Origin of the sequence: Paracoccus onubensis, from assembly GCF_003591515.1 — a bacterium.
Classification (GTDB): domain Bacteria; phylum Pseudomonadota; class Alphaproteobacteria; order Rhodobacterales; family Rhodobacteraceae; genus Paracoccus; species Paracoccus onubensis.
Genome location: NZ_QZCG01000013.1, coordinates 92570 through 110869 on the forward strand (window position 1 = coordinate 92570; position 18300 = coordinate 110869).

Annotated in this window: 17 protein-coding genes; 6 read left to right on the forward strand and 11 right to left on the reverse strand. The window is 60.7% G+C overall.

Features of this window, described 5'->3' with window-relative positions; translation table 11 throughout:
- Positions 1-100: 100 nt before the first annotated feature.
- Positions 101-1297 carry a multidrug effflux MFS transporter gene (locus D3P04_RS17975; RefSeq protein WP_119751245.1) on the forward strand — a complete coding sequence of 399 codons (1197 nt, stop codon included), beginning with the start codon at positions 101-103 and terminating at the stop codon, positions 1295-1297.
- On the opposite strand, the gene D3P04_RS17980 is transcribed toward D3P04_RS17975, so the two are convergent.
- The 4 genes from D3P04_RS17980 to D3P04_RS17995 are packed head-to-tail and all read right to left on the reverse strand — an operon-like array spanning position 1294 to position 7097.
- Positions 1294-1947, reverse strand: a complete 654-nt coding sequence (locus tag D3P04_RS17980; protein WP_232845074.1) for an aminotransferase class IV family protein — start codon at positions 1945-1947, stop codon at positions 1294-1296. The two genes, D3P04_RS17975 and D3P04_RS17980, sit on opposite strands and share 4 nt — an antisense overlap.
- Positions 1908-3032 carry an aminodeoxychorismate synthase component I gene (locus tag D3P04_RS17985; protein WP_119751246.1) on the reverse strand — a complete coding sequence of 375 codons (1125 nt, stop codon included), beginning with the start codon at positions 3030-3032 and terminating at the stop codon, positions 1908-1910. Before D3P04_RS17985 ends, D3P04_RS17980 begins: the two co-directional genes overlap by 40 nt.
- Positions 3029-6487 (reverse strand): transcription-repair coupling factor, encoded by a 3459-nt coding sequence (gene mfd / locus D3P04_RS17990; RefSeq protein ID WP_119751247.1) that lies wholly within the window; start codon positions 6485-6487, stop codon positions 3029-3031. The genes D3P04_RS17985 and mfd overlap by 4 nt, the downstream gene beginning before the upstream one ends.
- 37 nt (positions 6488-6524) lie before the next feature.
- Positions 6525-7097, reverse strand: coding sequence for a hypothetical protein (locus tag D3P04_RS17995; protein WP_119751248.1), 573 nt, complete (start codon positions 7095-7097; stop codon positions 6525-6527).
- A 103-nt stretch (positions 7098-7200) separates the two neighbouring features.
- Between D3P04_RS17995 and hemB the strand changes: the two genes are divergently transcribed.
- On the forward strand, positions 7201-8196 hold the full coding sequence (gene hemB / locus D3P04_RS18000) for a porphobilinogen synthase (protein ID WP_182912919.1): 996 nt from the start codon (positions 7201-7203) through the stop codon (positions 8194-8196).
- A gap of 73 nt (positions 8197-8269) precedes the next feature.
- Positions 8270-8884, forward strand: coding sequence for a lipid-binding SYLF domain-containing protein (locus tag D3P04_RS18005; RefSeq protein WP_232845075.1), 615 nt, complete (start codon positions 8270-8272; stop codon positions 8882-8884).
- Between the two features lie 28 nt (positions 8885-8912).
- Here D3P04_RS18005 and D3P04_RS18010 read toward each other — a convergent pair whose 3' ends face one another.
- Genes D3P04_RS18010 through clpS form a run of 3 tightly spaced genes read right to left on the reverse strand, consistent with a single transcriptional unit; the run spans position 8913 to position 11043 of the window.
- Positions 8913-9716, reverse strand: a complete 804-nt coding sequence (locus D3P04_RS18010) for an SDR family NAD(P)-dependent oxidoreductase (protein WP_119751249.1) — start codon at positions 9714-9716, stop codon at positions 8913-8915.
- Positions 9713-10720 carry a class I SAM-dependent methyltransferase gene (locus tag D3P04_RS18015; RefSeq protein WP_119751250.1) on the reverse strand — a complete coding sequence of 336 codons (1008 nt, stop codon included), beginning with the start codon at positions 10718-10720 and terminating at the stop codon, positions 9713-9715. The genes D3P04_RS18010 and D3P04_RS18015 overlap by 4 nt, the downstream gene beginning before the upstream one ends.
- Before the next feature lie 5 nt (positions 10721-10725).
- A complete protein-coding gene (clpS, locus tag D3P04_RS18020) occupies positions 10726-11043 on the reverse strand; it encodes an ATP-dependent Clp protease adapter ClpS (protein WP_119751315.1) in 318 nt (105 codons plus the stop codon).
- Between the two features lie 295 nt (positions 11044-11338).
- On the opposite strand from clpS, the gene D3P04_RS18025 reads away from it, so the two are divergent.
- Positions 11339-12994, forward strand: coding sequence for a D-alanyl-D-alanine carboxypeptidase family protein (locus D3P04_RS18025; RefSeq protein WP_333473105.1), 1656 nt, complete (start codon positions 11339-11341; stop codon positions 12992-12994).
- A 103-nt stretch (positions 12995-13097) separates the two neighbouring features.
- Here the strand turns inward: D3P04_RS18025 and lepA are convergent, their stop codons facing one another.
- Entirely contained in the window at positions 13098-14897 is a 1800-nt protein-coding gene (gene lepA, locus D3P04_RS18030) for a translation elongation factor 4 (protein WP_119751317.1), read from the reverse strand.
- A 49-nt stretch (positions 14898-14946) separates the two neighbouring features.
- Entirely contained in the window at positions 14947-15858 is a 912-nt protein-coding gene (locus tag D3P04_RS18035) for a DMT family transporter (RefSeq protein ID WP_119751251.1), read from the reverse strand.
- A gap of 261 nt (positions 15859-16119) precedes the next feature.
- Between D3P04_RS18035 and D3P04_RS18040 the strand changes: the two genes are divergently transcribed.
- Both D3P04_RS18040 and D3P04_RS18045 read left to right on the forward strand, forming a co-directional pair.
- Positions 16120-16422, forward strand: coding sequence for a hypothetical protein (locus D3P04_RS18040; RefSeq protein WP_119751252.1), 303 nt, complete (start codon positions 16120-16122; stop codon positions 16420-16422).
- Between the two features lie 15 nt (positions 16423-16437).
- Entirely contained in the window at positions 16438-17118 is a 681-nt protein-coding gene (locus D3P04_RS18045; RefSeq protein WP_119751253.1) for an NAD-dependent deacylase, read from the forward strand.
- A gap of 12 nt (positions 17119-17130) precedes the next feature.
- Here the strand turns inward: D3P04_RS18045 and parA are convergent, their stop codons facing one another.
- Positions 17131-17775 (reverse strand): ParA family partition ATPase, encoded by a 645-nt coding sequence (gene parA, locus D3P04_RS18050; protein WP_119751254.1) that lies wholly within the window; start codon positions 17773-17775, stop codon positions 17131-17133.
- Positions 17776-17853: 78 nt separating this feature from the next.
- Positions 17854-18177, reverse strand: a complete 324-nt coding sequence (locus tag D3P04_RS18055) for an antibiotic biosynthesis monooxygenase family protein (RefSeq protein WP_119751255.1) — start codon at positions 18175-18177, stop codon at positions 17854-17856.
- Between the last annotated feature and the right edge of the window lie 123 nt (positions 18178-18300).

Genomic DNA, 18300 nt, shown 5'->3' on the forward strand with positions numbered 1-18300 from the left:
GGCGTCAAAGCAATTATGGCAATGTCCGCGGCGCGGCGGCGATAACTCATGGCGTGATTCTACGCGCTGCTAACTCACATCTACATTACAGGTAATTCTGATGCGTGACCCATTGTTCCGCATGGCCCTTGTTCTGGGCCTGTTATCCGCGGTCGGTCCTTTTGCGATCGATATGTATCTGCCTGCCCTGCCCCAGGTCGCCACAGATCTGGGCACAAGCGAGGCAAAGGCAGCGCAAACGCTGACCTCTTATTTCATTGCGTTTGGAATCGCGCAGATGATCTACGGCCCGATGGCCGATGCAATCGGGCGAAAGAAACCCATGGTAATTGGCGTCGCCATCTTTATGGCCGCGACAATCTGGGCATCGCTTGCGCCCGGTATCGGCGAGTTGATCCTGGCCCGCGCCTTGCAGGGTCTGGGAGCAGCAACGCTGATGGTCGTGCCACGCGCGGTAATCCGCGACGTGGCGACCGGCCCTGCCGGGGCGAAAATGATGGCAGCCGTGATGATCGTCATCGCCATCTCGCCCATGCTTGCTCCCCTGACCGGCTCGCTTGTCATGGCATGGGGCGGCTGGCGCGAAATCTTTGCCGTCCTTGGCGTCGCAGCGCTGCTAAGTCTGTGTCTGATCCTGTTCGTGCTGCCCGAAACCTCTGATCCCGCCAGCCGCCGGCCGGTGCGGATCGATCAGATGATGGCAGGCACTCGCAGATTGGTGACGGATCGCCGTTTCATGGGGCTGACGATGATCGGCGGTTTCGGCATGTCCAGCTTCTTCGTGTTCCTGTCCACGGCCAGCTTCGTCTACAAGCATCAATACGGACTTAGCCCCACGGGCTTTTCCATCGCTTTCGCCATAAACGCCATCGGCTTCTTCTCTGCCTCGCAATTCGCGGGCTATCTGGCCGCGCGCTTTGGCATGGAACGAGTCATCTCGCTGGCGATCACCGGCTTTGCCGGCGCCGCGCTTTTGCTGACGATGCTTGTCTGGTCGGGCGCGGATGCGCTTTATCTGGTCGTCGCGGGCCTGCTGCTGGCGAATGCCTGCCTGGGATTGGTCATTCCGACGACCATGGTCATGGCGCTCGATCCCCATCCCGACATTTCGGGACTGGCATCCTCTTTGGGCGGCACGATCCAGATGTTGACCGGCGGAGTGATGATCCTGATCACCGGCCCGCTCATGGATAACAGCGCGGCCATGATGGTGTCGGGCATTGCACTTTGCGCGGTGCTTGCATGGGCGGCGGCGGCGGTTTCGCTTCCCCGTCTGAGATTCGGCAGCGCGGCTTAATTGCCGCAGACCGAGGGCGACAGCTTTGCGGGGATCAGTCCCCGCAAAGCATTGCCGCAGAACAGCTCTGCTTCGTTCAAATCCGCAACCGACAGCACGGCTTCCTGCGCGTCGCCACGATTCAGCAGCGCCTGTCGCAACACGCCGGGCAGCAATCCGCAGGATACAGGAGGCGTGAGCAGCCGCCCCTCCCGGCGCAGGAAGACATTCGTGATCGTCCCTTCGCAGACCTCGCCGCGCTCGTTCATCATGATTGCCTCGTCATAGCCTTTGGGCATGGCGGCGCGTGCTGCGTCATGGGTAACCCGATATGTCGATTTGATCCGCAACCAGGGATCACCGCTATCGATTGAAACCGGTGACAGCATGACCGTCCAATGCGCCGGATTTGGCGGCAACGGCTGATGGGCCACCTCCACCTGCCCACGGGCATCGACGGTCAATCGCACCCGCAAAACCTGCCCGCGCGGCAAATCCGCCAAGATCCGCTGTACCTGATCTTCATCAAGGGTAAAATCGACCGCCGCGCAATCCCTGCGCAAACGGTCCAGATGCAGAAGCCAATGCGCAATCCGGCCGTCCGGCTCGGCGCGCATGGTTTCGATGATCTTCACCCCAGAGAAGACAGGTTCAGAAATGCGGATTTGCACAGAGCTTCCTCCCATTCCGATTGGGCGCGGCTGTCATGGGTGATGCCGCCGCCGACATTCAACTGCAACCGGCCCTCGTCATGCAAGACAGGCGTACGGATCGCCACGCTGAACCGCATCGGCCCGCCCGGATCCATCCAACCGATCGCCCCGCAGTAAACGCCCCGAGGCTCTTGCTCAAGTTCAGCGATGATCTCCATCGCGCGGATCTTCGGCGCGCCGGTGATCGAGCCGCAGGGGAACAGCGCAGCGATGATGTCGATCAGACCCGTGCGGGGGGCCAGCTGTCCGGTCACGGTCGAGGTCATCTGATGCAGCGTGGCATAGGTTTCGATCTCGAACAGGCGCGGCACCTGAACGGTTCCGGCAAGGCATACCCGGCTGATATCGTTCCGCAGAAGATCGACGATCATCAGGTTTTCCGCCCGGTCCTTCTCGGACGCCAACAGGGCTTCCTTCGCCGCATGATCCTGCGCCGCATTATCGCCGCGACCGATTGTGCCTTTCATCGGGCGGGTTTCAATTCGGCCCGTCTCGTCCACGGCGAAAAACAGCTCTGGACTGCGGGACAGGATGATCGGGCCGCCAAGATCGACAAATGCGCCCTCACCCACCGGCTGCCGCGCGGCAAGCGCAGCATAGAGCGCAAGCGGATCGCCCGACGCCCGGGCCTCCATCGGAAAGGTCAGGTTGATCTGATAGGTGTCGCCCGCCTCGATATAATCATGCACCTGTCGCAATGCCTGATCATAACGTTCGCGCGTCCAGAGCGGTTGCGGATCCGTGATCCTGCCCGCAGGCGGCGGCAGGGATGGCGCGGCGCGAGGGTGATCAAAGACCCCCATCATGATCAGCGGCGTGTCTCGTCTTGGCGGCATCAGCGGCTCAAGGCGCGGATTGAGCGCATAACCCAACTCGTAAGAGCAATAGCCGGCCAACCAGTAGCCCCGCGCCCGCGCAGCTTCCATCGCCGCGAAGGCGGGAACGATTCCCGCAATCGTATCCGCGCGGATCACGCTTTGCGGCGAAGAGAATAATGTGCCCCCCGCCAACGGCCCGTGATCGAAGCGCACCTGCCGGGTCACTTCGCCGCCTTGGCCTTGGCGGCCAGATCACGGGTAATACCGAAAGCGCCCTTGATCCGCTCGGCATCCGATTTCCAGTCGCGGCGAATGACGATCTTGTTGCCATCCACTTTGGCCAATCCGCGTTGATCGGTCAGGAACTCGACCAGCCCCGCCGGATTGGGGAACTTGTCATCATGGAACTGTATCGTCGCGCCCTTGGGTCCGGCATCCAGCTTGGCGATATTGGCGCGCTTGGCCATGGCCTTGATGCGGATCACGCGCAAAAGCGTATTCACCTCACGCGGCAACTCCCCGAAGCGGTCGATCAGTTCAGCCGCGAAGCCTTCCAGCTCGACCTTGGAGGTCAGTTCGGCCAGACGCCGGTAAAGGCCCAGCCGCACATCCAGATCGGGGATGAAACTTTCGGGAATCGTGACCGGCACCCCAAGATTCAGCTGCGGCGCCCATTCATCCTCGGGCGTACCTTCGATTTCGCCGGATTTCAGCTTGGCGATGGTTTCTTCCAGCATCTGCTGATAAAGTTCGAAGCCGACCTCCTTGATATGTCCCGACTGCTCTTCGCCAAGAAGGTTCCCTGCCCCGCGCAGATCCAGATCCTGCGAGGCAAGGTTGAAGCCCGCGCCAAGCGAGTCGATCGCACCAAGGAATTTCAGCCGCCGCATCGCCTGTGGAGTCAAAGGCGCGCGCGGCTTGGTTGTCAGATAACAATAGGCCCGCGTCTTCGAACGCCCGACCCGTCCACGGATCTGATAAAGCTGCGCCAGTCCCAGCATATCGGCACGCCAGACGATCATGGTATTGGCCGTAGGGATATCCAGCCCGCTTTCCACGATGGTCGTCGCCACCAGAACATCATGGCTGCCGTCGTAGAATGCATTCATCCGCTGATCCAGATCGCCCGCCGCAAGCTGGCCATGCGCGATGATGTAACTGATCTCGGGACAATGTTCCTGCAGGAAATGCTCGACATCGGGCAGATCACTGATCCGGGGAACGACGAAGAAGCTTTGTCCGCCGCGATATTTTTCGCGCAGAAGTGCTTCGCGTGTCGTCACGCTGTCGAATTCGCTGACATAGGTGCGGATCGTCAGGCGATCCACCGGCGGTGTTCCGATGATCGATAGATCGCGCACACCGGTCAGAGAAAGCTGCAAGGTGCGCGGGATCGGCGTGGCGGTCAGGGTCAGCACATGGATGTCGCTGCGCAATTCCTTGAGCCGTTCCTTATGGGCGACCCCGAAATGCTGCTCTTCATCGATGACGAGCAGGCCCAGACGCTTGAAACGCACCCCCTTGGCCAATACCGCATGAGTGCCGATCACGATATCGACCGAGCCATCGGCCAGCCCTTCACGAGTCTTGGCAGCGTCCTTGGCCCCGACAAAGCGCGACAGGGGGCGGACGGTGATCGCGGTTGCCCGGAAACGCTCGGCAAAGGTCTTATAATGCTGACGGGCCAGCAGGGTCGTGGGCGCGACCACGGCGACCTGCATTCCCTGACTCGCGGCAATGAAGGCCGCCCGCATCGCGACTTCGGTCTTGCCAAAGCCGACATCGCCGACGATCAGCCGGTCCATCGGGCGGCCCGCTGCCAGATCCCCGATGACATCCTCTATTGCCGCAGCCTGATCGTCGGTCTCGCTATAGGGAAAACGCGCCGAGAATGCCTGCCAGTCGTGATCCTCGGGTTCCAGCACGGGTGCGGGACGCAAGAGACGCTCGGCCGCGACGCGCATCAGCTTGTCGGCAATCAGTCTGATGCGTTCCTTCAGCCGCGCCTTGCGGGCCTGCCAGGCACCGCCGCCGAGACGGTCCAGCAGCCCTTCCTCATGGCCATAGCGGCTGAGCAATTCGATATTCTCGACCGGAAGGTAAAGCCGATCCCCGCCCGCATATTCAAGCGCCACGCAGTCATGCGGCACACCGGCGGCGGTAATCGTCTCCAGCCCGGTATATCGCCCGATCCCATGTTCGACATGCACGATCAGATCGCCGGGAGACAGGCTTTGCGTGTCCTGCAGGAAATTCTCGGCCCGTCGGCGCTTCTTCGCCCCCCGGATCAGGCGATCGCCCAGAACATCCTGCTCGGAAATCACCGTCAGGCGGCCAAGCGCCCGGCCATCTGCCGTGAACCCCTCTTCCAAAGGCCAGACGGCCAGCCCGATCGCGCCGGGCATGTCGGGCAGATCACGAATATCGGCGATGACCTTTGCGCCGACGATGCCTTCATCCTTCATCAGGCCGGACAGCCGGTCCCTCGCGCCATCCGAAAAGCTGGCGATGATCACGCGCCCATCCTTGCGCAGCCCATCAATATATGACGCCAATGCCTTGAACAGGCTTATATTATCGGACTGCCTTTCAGGTGCGAAATTCCGCCCCGGACGGCCACCGGCATCCAGGACTCCGGGACCCGGAGGCTGCTGCAGCACCGACAGCCGAAGCACCCGATGCGAGGACAGCCACCCCTCCCATTCCTCCGGCCCCGGGAACATCAGGTCAGGCGGCACAGGCTTATAGACGGTATCGCTGCGCCCCTGCGCCGCCAGAGCATCGCGGCGGGATTGAAACTGCTCTCGGATCATCTCGCGCCGCGCATCCACGACCTGACCGATATGATCATCCAGCACGACCGCCGCGCCGGGCAGATAATCGAACAGGCTTTCCAACCGGTCGTGAAACCACGGCAACCAATGCTCCATCCCGGCCATCTTGCGGCCCGCACTGACGCCCTCATACAGCGGATCGCTACTGCCGCCGCCATATTCCACCCGGTAGTTCTGCCGAAACCGGGTAATGGCGGTTTCGTCAAGGATCACCTCGGACATCGGTGCGATCTCGATGCGGTCCAGTTTTTCGGTCGTGCGCTGCGTGACCGGGTCAAAGCGCCGCGCGCCATCCAGCACATCGCCGAACAAATCCAGCCGCACCGGCCCCGCTTCGCCGGGGGCATAGATATCGATGATCCCTCCGCGAATGGCGTAATCGCCGGGTTCGGTCACGGTGGGGGATTGCACGAAACCCATCCGGATCAGGAAATCACGCAGGGCGGCTTCATCTATACGACTGCCGACACGGGCCGCAAAGCTTGCATGTCCGACCAGATCGCGTGCAGGCAGGCGTTGAAGCGCGGCGTTCAGCGTCGTCAGCAGAACGAAGGGCCCCTTGATCGCCCCCTGTGCCAGACCTGCCAGAGTCGCCATCCGCGCCGCCTGTACCGCCGGAGCGGGCGAAACGCGGTCATAGGGGGTCGTATCCCATGCCGGGAAATCCAGTATCGGCAGATCGGGCGCCAGAAATTCCAGCGCCGCCCGCATCGCCGCCATCCTGCGATCGTCGCGTGCGATATGGATGACGGGCGCGCCGTTATTTTCGGGCCGCGCCGCCTCACGAGCGATCAGGGCGGCGTCATAGCCTTCGGGCGCGCCGGAAAGAGTCAGCTGTTCGGACATGAGCCGTCAGGTAAAGCGCAGCACAGCGATGTCAAGGTCACATCCCGTTCGGGTGCATCAAGGCCCACAACATTCCCCAAGCACCTGCCAGCATCGCGGCAATGATCGCGATCAGCGACACGATCCGTCTGTGCCACACCATCTTACGGGCAGCCTCGCCGCCTACATCGATGGCTGGCCGTGCCGTGGACTGCGCATCCTGTATGAGCCTCAGCAATTTTCGGGCAAGTCGCAGCCGCAACCACAACACCACGGCAAGCGGCAGGAGCAGCAGGATCAATGCCTGCGCCATCTCCAGATCATACAGGAATCCCAGCAATCCCAAGGATGTCAAAACGAAACAGCAGATGCCTAGAAAAATCGTTCCCAGACCGGAACCGATCTGCCATCTGGAGACGGTCAGCGAAAGCCAGTCCAGCAGAATAAGAATTTCCTGCCTGTCCTCGGATTTTGTGGCAAATGCCCGATGCGCCTTTGCCACCACGTCAAACGGAACGCCGATCACGTGAAGCCCGGTACGCCACCAGAACCACGCAAAGACCAGCCAGTACCAGATCGTTCCGAAAGACCGGCTGTCCAGCAAGCCGATGAAGCCGTCGAATTGAAGCACGCAGGGGTTCCTTGTTCTTGATCGTCGCTGACCTTAAAACGGCTTGGGATGAAGGGAAAGCATATCCACCATCCCTTTGCCCGGACCCCGAAAGGAACGCATCATGGCCAATCCGATCATCGCCCCCTTCCCCGCGGCCCGGCTGCGCCGTATGCGTCGGACGCCCAGTCTGCGCGCCATGATCGCCGAAACCGAATTAAGCCCTGCGAACCTGATCTGGCCAGTATTCGTGACCGAAGTCGCGGGTGCCGAAGGCGAGATTTCCTCGATGCCCGGCGTCGAACGGCTGACGCTGGATGGCGTGAAGCGGGCGGCAGAGCGGGCGGCAGGGCTGAACATCCCGGCGATATGCATCTTTCCGCATTCAGATCAGGATCTTAAAACGGAAACCTGCGAACGTGCTTGGGATCCCGAGAATATCGGAAACCGCGCGATCCGTGCGATCAAGGAAACCGTTCCGGAGCTGGCCGTGATGACGGATATCGCGCTGGACCCCTATAATATCAACGGCCATGACGGTTTTGTCGTGAATGGCGAGATCGTGAATGACGAAACGGTCGAAGCGCTGGTCAAGATGGCGCTCGCGCAGGCTGAGGCCGGAGCGGATATCCTTGGCCCCTCGGATATGATGGATGGCAGAATCGGCGCGTTGCGGGCAGCGCTTGAACTCGAAGGTTACAAGCATGTCGCGATCCTGTCCTATGCCGCGAAATTCGCGAGCGCCTTTTACGGACCATTCCGGGATGCGGTAGGCGCTTCAGGGCGGCTTGTGGGTGACAAGAAAACCTATCAGGTCGATCCCGGAAACCGTGCCGAGGCGTTGCGCTGCGTCGCCCGCGATCTGGCGGAAGGCGCCGATATGGTCATGGTCAAGCCCGGCATGCCCTATCTGGATATCTGTCGCGAGGCAAAGGATCGTTTTGCTGTGCCGACATTCGCCTATCAGGTCAGCGGCGAATATGCGATGCTGGAAGGCGCGATCCGCAATGGCTGGCTGTCGCGCGATGTGATGATGGAAAGCCTGTTGGCATTCCGCCGCGCCGGCTGTGACGGCGTTCTCAGCTATTTTGCCCCTGCCGTTGCCGAAATGCTGGCGTGATCGGTCTGACTCGCGTATCCTGCCGCCAAAGGATCGCGAACAGGTCCGGAAAACAATGCGAGGCGATGGAAAAATGAGCAGTTTCGGAATGATGAACCGGCGCAATGTCTTGGTCGCAGGGGGCGCGGCATTGGCAATGGCGGGATGCACGAACGCGGTTGGAACCAATGGCTCTGCCCGGCTGGACGCACGCGTCGATCAGACCCACCAATACCTGATGCAGAACTATCCCAGTGCCGCAACTCTGGTAGAGAACGCCAAGGGCGTGCTGTATATGCCCCTGATGACCGAAGCGGCGGTCGGGGTCGGCGGGGCCTATGGTCAGGGCGCGCTGCGGATCGGCGGGGCGACGGTGGATTACTATTCCGCCACCCGAGCCAGTGTCGGCTTTCAGCTTGGCGCACAGCAATTCGCGCATGTCCTGATCTTCCAGTCGGATGCCGCGCTCGCGGCGTTCCGTGCCGCTCCGGGCTGGGTGGCCGGGGCGAATGCCTATTATGCTCTTCCATCGGGCGGCATGGCGGTGGGCGCAGACACGGTCACGGCTCAATATCCCGTCGTCGCCGTCATCTTCGGACAGTCCGGACTTATTGCAGGCGCAGCGATCGATGGCACCAAATATACCCGCGTGATTCCGTCATCGCTCAGCGATCTACGCTTTGGCGGTCTTGGCCTGCCCAGACAGTAACCCGGCTGCCGGCGGATCGCGGCGCAACTTACAGGATCTGGGTCGTAACCGGATCGGCCAGACAACGCCCACCATCGACGGCGACGATCTGGCCGGTCACGAAGCGCGATCCTTCACTTGCCAGATAAAACACGGTGTCGGCGACCTCTTCCGCGCCGGCAATGCGACCAAGCGGGGTTCCGGCGATAATCTGACCGCGAAGTGCCCCGTCTTCCTTCAATGCGCATTGAAGTTCATGCGACATGACGCTGCTGAAACTGACGCCATTGACACGAATCTTATGCGGAGCAAGCACCAGCGCCAATCCGCGCGTCGCCTGTTCCTGCGCCGCACAGGCGATGGAATAACCCAGCATCGCCGGAACAGGACGGGTCGCGGCCAGAGTCGAGATATTCACGATGGCGCCCGCCTGGGTCACGCCGTCCTGCCCCTCGGCCTGTTTGATCATCCGCTTTCCGACCATTTGCGACAGGCGCAGCACGGCAATCATGTTCTGACGCAGCATGTCCTCGAGCACGCCCGCATCCGTATCCAGCGGATCCGAGCTTTTGACCAGACGATGGGCATTCACCAGAATATCCACCCGATCGAATGCATCCAGTGTCGCAGATAACAGATTGGCCAGCGCCAGCCGCTCGGAAAGCGCGCCTGCGAAATAGCGGACCGGGCCGGTTTCGGTGTCATAATCCTGGGTCTGAGATTGCAGCACATCCTCGTCCGCATCGGCAAACATGACATTGGCGCCGCGCTCGACGAAATGTTTGGCGACCGCCAATCCGATGCCGCGGCCGGCACCCGTCACGATTGCGGTCTTTCCCTGAATCGAAATCATTGCCGTCCCCTTTGGCGATGACCGCCACGGCCAGCCCCGCTGGCCTCGAAAACCTTGTATCGATTGTCTCCGCCGATCTCTGCCACCTTGGCGAAATGCCCACGCAGCACCGTTTCATAAGGCAAATGCCGGTTGGCGACCATCCATAGCCGACCTGCGCCGGTCAGCAGTTGCGCCGCAGCAGCGATAAATTCCGTGCCCAGCGCAGGACTGGCGGCGCGGCCCTCATGAAAGGGAGGGTTCATGACGATACCATTGACCGGCTCGGGCAGACGGAAATCCCTTGCGTCCGCCCAGTGGAATCTTGCACGGCTATCGCTGATATTCTCCCGGGCGGATTCAAGCGCCGGGTAACTAGCCTCGACCAGATGAATCATTTCGACTCCCGGATGCTTCAGTGCCTGCGCGGCAAGCCACCCCCATGCCGCCCCCAGATCGATCAGACGGGTCGGCAGACGCTCGGGCAGGCAGCGGGCCAGCAGCGCCGAGCCGGGATCGATCCCATCTGCCGAAAACACCCCCGGTCGGGTCACGAAACCCGGCGCGATCATGGTCGAGCGGGATTCCCATTCCGCAGGCAGCCAGTTTCCGCCCGAAGGCGTGACACGAAAAATCTTGCCATGTGCCTTGCTGTGAACCTCATCGATGGCATGGATTTCACGCATTTCCTTCAGGATCGCATCGATGCCGTCGGTTTTCTGCCCATTGACCCACAACACCCCGCCCGGCTCCAGCCGATCTGCCGCAGAGACGATATCCGCCCGTGCAGCAGGTTTGGAGCGAGGTAGAAATACGATGGCCGTGCCGAACTGCCCCTCGATCTCGGGCGCAGCCTTGTAACCGCGGTTTACAAGCGCCGAGTAATCGGGAAACATTCCCTGCCGGATGACGGTCCGTTCGGGGTCAAGCGGCGAAAGGTCATCGGCACCGCCAGCTCCGAAAACCAGAACCTCGCCCCCGGGATGACCATCCGGAAAGGCCAGTTGCAATCGTGATGCGGTCAATCTGCTTACTCTTTTTCCATGGTGCATTGCAGTGGGTGCTGCTGGCGCCGCGCAAGTTCCATTACCTGCGCGACCTTGGTTTCGGCAACCTCATGCGAAAAGACGCCGACAACAGCCACGCCCTTGCGGTGAACCGTCAGCATGATTTCGATTGCCTGGGCATGGCTCATGCCGAAAAGCCGCTCCAGCACGTGAACGACGAATTCCATCGGCGTAAAGTCGTCATTCAGCATCAGGACCTTGTACATCGGCGGTCGCTGCGATTTCGCGCGCGGCTTCACCACCAGATCGGACTGGTCATCCGGGCCATTCGGTTCGGTCATCCAATGCGTCATGGCTGTAGGTTTCTGGCCTTTCGCGGTTTTACGGGCCGTCCGGGCAGACCCCCGAGCCGTCCCTGCCCGGCTAAGATATAGTCAAATCCCACCCGGATGAAAGCCCCTCGCCGCGCAGCACAGGGAAAACTTCCGCGAGTTTCGGAATCGATGCTCCCAGCCCGGGCAACCGTAATAAAATAAGTCAAATCCTCTGTTTCCTGAATAATCCGGTCGTGCTATAAAGGGATAATTAACAAATGGCGCGCAATAAACGATGCGTCGAAATGAGGCAGATGAGACAGTGACCCGAAATCTCCTGACAGCCCGGCTGTGGGCAATAATCCTGTTGGCCGTCATGGTTCCCGTGACGGCGTCGGCAGCGCCTTTTGCGGCCTATGTGATGGATGCGCGCACAGGCAAGCCCATCTACACACAGAACGCGGATACAAAACTTCATCCCGCATCACTGACGAAGATGATGACCCTGTATCTGGCTTTCCTGGCCGTTGAACGGGGACAGGTCCGGTTGGACAGCAAGTTCACCGTCTCGTCGAATGCCGCGGCCGAACCCCCTTCAAAGCTGGGGCTTCGGGCGGGGCAGCAGATCGAACTGCGCTACCTGATCCGTGCGGCGGCGATCAAGTCCGCCAATGATGCCGCGACGGCTATCGGCGAAGGGCTGGCAGGCTCCGAAGACGCCTTTGCCCAGCAAATGACGCAGATGGCACGCGCCTTGGGTATGAACAACACGCAGTTTCGCAACGCCAACGGGCTGACGCAGGACGGGCATTATTCGACCGCACATGACATGTCAGTTCTGGGCCGGCGGCTGTTCTATGATTTCCCGCAATATTACAATCTGTTCTCACGCCGTTCCGCAGATGCGGGGATTGCGACGGTTTCCCAGACGAACAAGCGTTTTCTTGACGATTACGCGGGCGCCGACGGCATCAAGACCGGCTATACCAGAGCAGCGGGTTTCAACCTGACCGCCTCGGCCAAGCATGGCAACAAGCGGCTGATCGCAACAGTCTTCGGGGGAACCTCGACCGCGCAGCGCAATCAGGTCATGGCCCAGCTCCTGGATTCAAGCTTCACACGGGTTCCCACCCGCGTCCGCGAGGTGCGGCCGGGGCCACCGCCGACATTGACCACCCGGATCGTCCGGCGTGCCCAGGTCGAGCCGTCGCCCGCAGCGACCAGCCCGCAGACCCAGCGGCTGACACTGAACAGTTCCGCCCCGCCGCAACCTTCGGAACGCGTGGCAGTCGCTGCCCCGCCGGCTCCTCAGCCGCAGGCAGCCGCAATGCCGTCGAATGGCCAACTCGCCCTTAATGCAAGCACCAGGCCCCGGATTCGCCCCGCAGCCGAAGCAAACGCAATCGATGACGCGGTACGGATGGCTGCGGCCTCGACCAAATCCGATGCGACTGCAGAATCCGATCTTGCCGAACCTGTCCTGGCGGTATCGTCCCGGCCCGTTCCTTCCCCTCGCTCTCGCGCGGTTGCAGCGGCCCCTGCAGCCAACGATGCGGGCAATCCCAGCACGGCAACCGTCACGGCGGAAGCGGAACCAGCAGATCTTGGCAATTCGGGTTCCATGTCGCTCGTCGCGTCAACCCCGCCCGAGCCGCGTTCGGAAACCGTGATTGTGGCGGCAATGGGTGAAGGCGACATTTCTTCGCCCGAGGCGGTCGAAATCGTCAGCCGCAAGGAAAATAGCGGTCGCAATTACGGCATCGTTCTGGGCATGTATCGTTCCAAAGCCGAAGCAGATCGGCTTGTGATGGAGATCGCCCTGAGACAAGGTGACGTGCTTTCCGGGGCAGCGCGCCATGTCGCGGATACCAATCGCGGTTTCCAGCCCAGCTTCGCGAATCTGACCCTGGCCGATGCGCAACTGACCTGCGAACAGCTTCAGGCCAAGCAGCAGGAATGCCGTGTCGTCGGACCCTGATGATATCTTTGTTGGCCCGATTTGAGGCCATGACCGCAATTGAAACGGGCGGAGCAGAAAGCTGCTCCGCCCGTTTCAATTGGCAATCCCTGTAACCCGGCCGTCAGTTATCCATCTTCAACGCCTGGATAAAGGCCGTTTGAGGAATCTCGACCTTGCCGAACTGCCGCATTTTCTTCTTGCCGGCCTTCTGCTTCTCCAGAAGCTTCTTCTTCCGCGTCGCATCGCCGCCATAGCATTTCGCAGTAACGTCCTTGCGCATGGCAGATAATGTTTCACGCGCGATCACCCGCCCCCCGATGGCGGCTTGAATCGGGATCTTGAACATATGGCGTGGGATCAGCTCTTTCAGCTTCTCGACCATTACGCGGCCACGGCTTTCTGCCCGGTCGCGATGCACCATGATCGCCAGAGCATCCACCGGCTCGTCATTCACCAGAATCGTCATCTTGACCAGATTATCCTCGCGATATTCGCTGATCTGGTAGTCAAAGCTGGCATAGCCCTTGGTCACGGATTTCAGGCGGTCGTAGAAATCGAAGACCACCTCGGCCAGCGGCAGGTCATAGACCGCCATCGCCCGGCTGCCGGCATAGGTCAGATCGAGCTGAATTCCCCGCCGGTCCTGGCACAGTTTCAGCACGTCGCCCAGATATTCGTCCGGCACCATGATCGTCGCCTTGATGCGTGGCTCTTCGATGTGATCGACCAGTGTCAGGTCCGGCATGTCGGCGGGGTTGTGCAGTTCCCGCACTTCTCCGTCGCGCATATGCAGGCGGAAAACCACGCTGGGTGCAGTAGTGATCAGATCAAGGTCATATTCCCGTTCCAGCCGGTCGCGGATCACTTCCAGATGCAGCAAGCCAAGGAAACCGCAGCGGAATCCGAAACCAAGCGCGGCCGAGGTTTCCATTTCGGAACTGAAGCTGGCGTCATTCAGGGCCAGCTTCTCGATCGCGTCGCGCAGCGCCTCGAAATCATTGGCATCCACGGGGAAGAGACCGCAGAATACCACCGGCTGCGCCGGTTTGAAGCCCGGCAATGGCTTGTCGGTCGGTTTTTTCTCATGGGTGATCGTATCGCCCACACGCGTATCGCGCACCTGCTTGATCGAGGCCGTGAACACGCCAATCTCGCCGGGACCCAGTTCCGCAATATCGCGCATGGCAGGCGTCAGCACCGCCAGTTTGTCCAGCCGGTAACTTGCGCCGGTCTGCATCATCTTGACCTGATCGCCCTTGCGGATAACGCCGTCCATGACCCGGATCATCACTACGACGCCCAGATAGGCGTCATACCAGCTATCGACCAGCATCGCTTTCAGGGGCGCATCACGGTCGCCCGTGGGCGCGGGCAAGCGCTGCACGATAGCCTCAAGCACATCCGGGATTCCCAGACCGGTCTTGGCGGAAATCGGCACGGCCTCGGAGGCGTCGATGCCAATCACATCCTCGATCTGCTCCTTGACGCGCTCGGGCTCGGCCGCAGGAAGATCGATCTTGTTCAGAACCGGGACGATCTCGTGATCCGCGTCGATAGCCTGATAGACATTGGCCAGGGTCTGCGCCTCGACCCCCTGCGTGGCGTCCACCACCAGCAGCGAGCCTTCGACCGCGCGCATGCTGCGGCTGACCTCATAGGCGAAATCCACGTGACCCGGCGTATCGATCAGATTCAGGATATAGGTATTCCCATCCTGCGCCGGATAAGAGATCCGTACGGTATTCGCCTTGATGGTGATACCGCGCTCCCGCTCGATATCCATGGCGTCCAGAAGCTGGGCTTTCATGTCACGTTCTGCGACAGTGCCGGTCAGCTGGATCAGCCGGTCCGCCAAGGTGGATTTACCGTGGTCAATATGTGCCACGATCGAGAAATTGCGGATATGGGACAACTCGGTCATGGCGAGGCTATACAAGGCCGCGCGCGCCTCGGAAAGAGGCATTATGCATTCAGGGCTCGCCTCGCCTGACCATCCCGTCGGGCGGCTGCGGCGAGGCTTCCCGTAACCGCGCCTCCCGCCACATCGCATAGCATCCCGAGGCCGCGATCAGAGCCGCTCCGATCAGGGTCGGTGCATCCGGACGCTCGGAAAAGAACACGACCGCGACGATCAGGGCAAAGGCAAGGCGCGAATATCGGAATGGCGCGACGGCCGCGGCCTCTCCGATCCGCGTGGACGTCACCAGTGCGGAATAGCCAAAGACGCCGAACAGCACCATTCCGGCCAGATAAGCCCAATCTGCTATGCCTGGATTAACCGGCGCCTGCCCAGCGGTCACGGCCAGCAGAAAACCTGCGGGAACAATCGACGCATATGCCGCCGCCGATAGAAGATCCGATGGAATCTCGGCCGCGATCCGGCGCGTGGCAAGATCGCGCATGGTCAGGGCGGCGACGCTCAGCAATGCCCAAAGCGCAGCAGACTGGAACGCTTCAGTTCCCGGGCGCAGAATCAGAAGCATCCCCGCAAAGCCCATCGCCACCGAAATCCACCTGCGCCAGCCGACCTTCTCGCCAAGGAACAGCGCCGCCCCCATCATGATGGTCAATGGCAATAGCTGTAATATCGCGGCAGCCGTCGCCATTTCCCCCAAAGCGAGCGCTGCAACGAAACCAACCGCGCCAATGGCCTCTCCCAGGTTGCGGATGACGAACACGGGCCGCAAAAGCGCACGCGACCACAGGCGCTGCCCCCGCCGGGCCATCCGCAGACCGAACAACAGAGCCCCCAGGAACCCGCTTGTCATCAGAATTTGGGAAATCGGCAAATGCAGGGTCAGCAGTTTGATGAATGCATCTTCAAGCGCGAAAAGCGCCATGGACAGGATCATCAGCAATGCGGCCCGGAAATTATCGCTCATCTCGCACCTGTTCACGGTCAGATGACCGAGATCACGTCATCCCGCAGTTGTCAAACCGGCCCCATGCGAATCGTCTTTCAGGTAATGCGTTGAAGGAACGATTTTTCTACAAGATATTGATGGGATGAAGCCGTTTCCCGCTACCCACTGATACGCGTAACAGATTGTCTCGAACTCACGTTTTTGCTATATTTTGTGTATATAAGGGCAAACAAGCCGGTCCACCGGCGCCCGAGGCAGAGGAAACCGAGGAGACAGTTCATGTTCAACCGCATCATCATTGCGGCAGCTACGCTTATGCTGACCGCTCCGCTGGCGATGGCCGGCCCGATCGACAATGCCTGCATCCGCTCCGACCGTGCGCAGGGGAATGCCCCGCTATGCGGGTGCATCCAGCAAGTTGCCGATCAGACCTTGTCACGTTCGGATCAGCGGCGCGCAGCCAAATTTTTCCACGACCCGCATCAGGCGCAGGAAGCGCAGACATCGAACAGCAATTCGGATAGCGCCTTCTGGTCTCGTTATACGAATTTTGCCGATACCGCCGCCGCATATTGCAGCTAAGCCATTCCACGCAGCATGCGTATTGTCATTCTGACCGGCGCGGGCATTTCGGCCGAAAGCGGATTGGCGACCTTTCGGGCCTCTGACGGGCTGTGGGAAAACCATCGGATCGAGGATATCGCCACACCCGACGCCCTTTCCCGCAATCCTGCCCTGGTGCACGAGTTCTACAATATGCGCCGCCAGAAGGCCGCCGAAGCACGGCCCAATCCTGCACATCTTGCACTGGCGGAGCTTGCCCGGGCACAGGATCTTACGCTGATCACTCAGAACGTGGATGACCTGCACGAACGCGGCGGCAGTCCCTCGGTCATCCATATGCATGGCGCATTGAACAGCGCGCTCTGCGCGGCCTGCGAATATCGCTGGCCAGCGCCGGACGTCATGCAGCCCGAAGATCTCTGCCCCGGTTGCGGCGCAACGGCCACCCGCCCCGATATCGTCTGGTTCGGGGAAATCCCCTATCACATGCCGCAGATCTGGCAGGCGCTGGAAGAGGCCGAACTGTTCGCCGCGATCGGCACCTCTGGCAATGTCTATCCGGCAGCAGGCTTCGCACAGCATGCCGCGCGCAACGGGGCGGAATGCATCGAACTGAACCTTGAGAATAGCGCGAATAGCCGGGATTTTTCACGTCACATCATCGGCCCTGCCAGCCGGACCGTGCCGGAATGGGTGGGAACGTTGATTTCCTGACCATGCCCCTCGCTATTCGGTGCTGTCCATTACCGCCAGAATCTCGTCGGTGAGTGCCGTTATCTCGTCTCGGGCCGGACCGTTTCGGTTACGCTCGGCCACGCCCAGCCCCAATCCCAGTGTTTCGGCATAGGCGACCCGGTTGGAGATTTGCGTATCCGCCACGGCCGCACCCATATCGGCGGCCTTCCCGGCCACCTCGGCCGAAAGTCGCGTATTCGGCCGGACCCGGTTCAGCACCACCAGCACCGGAGATTTCTCGCGCCGAGCCAGATCAAGCACCCCCTCAGTGGCCCACAAATCGACATGGCTGGTCGCAACCGGAACGATGACCAGATCGGCAACCCGCAGCGCCGGACGCAGATCGCTGTCAATCTTGGGCGGTGTATCGACAATGACGTAATCAAAGCGTTTTTTCAGCTTTTCCGATTCATAGCTGGCCCCCCAGGCCGATGAGGTCGAGAAATCCAATGCCTCATCCTCGCCCTGCGCCTGCATCCGTTCGATGAACCAGCGGCCCATGCTGCCCTGCGGATCAGTATCGATCAGGGCGACCGAATATCCCAGCCTGTGCAGGCATATCGCCAGATTGACCGCCAAGGTGGTCTTGCCCGAGCCGCCCTTTTGCTGGGCCACGGTGATGATCCTGCCTGACATCGAAGCTCCCTCGCCCTGTGTCGATGACAGGTTAGCCGCCGCCCCAATGGATTGCACGGGGTTTTTGCAGGTGCAGCATCACGCGTGAAACACCGATTGCAGCTCGTACATCACCGGCTCGAAGCTTTTGCACATGGTATGAATATCCCGGTTGCGGCGGCGCATCTCATCCGTCCGCAGCATTGCCTGATAATCCTTACGATCCCGCCATTGCGAATAAGTGGCGATCCGGGTCTGGGCGTCGTTCAGATGAATCGCCCCCGACACGAATCCCGGTTGACGACTGATGATCTGATCCCAGGCCTCGGTCAGCATTTCAAGCACGTCATGGGCAGTTCCGGGTGTGACCTCGAATGTGCAGATCACGGTCTGTCCGTCGAAATCGGGGCGGTTATCGGGCATGGCTGACTTCCTTCTGGCTATGCGCTTGCTTTCAGCCTAGGCGGAATTTTGTCCCGCGCAAGACTTCCGTCCCGGCCATTGCCGAGCAAAGCCGGAATGTGCATGGTTCTGGCGACAACATGA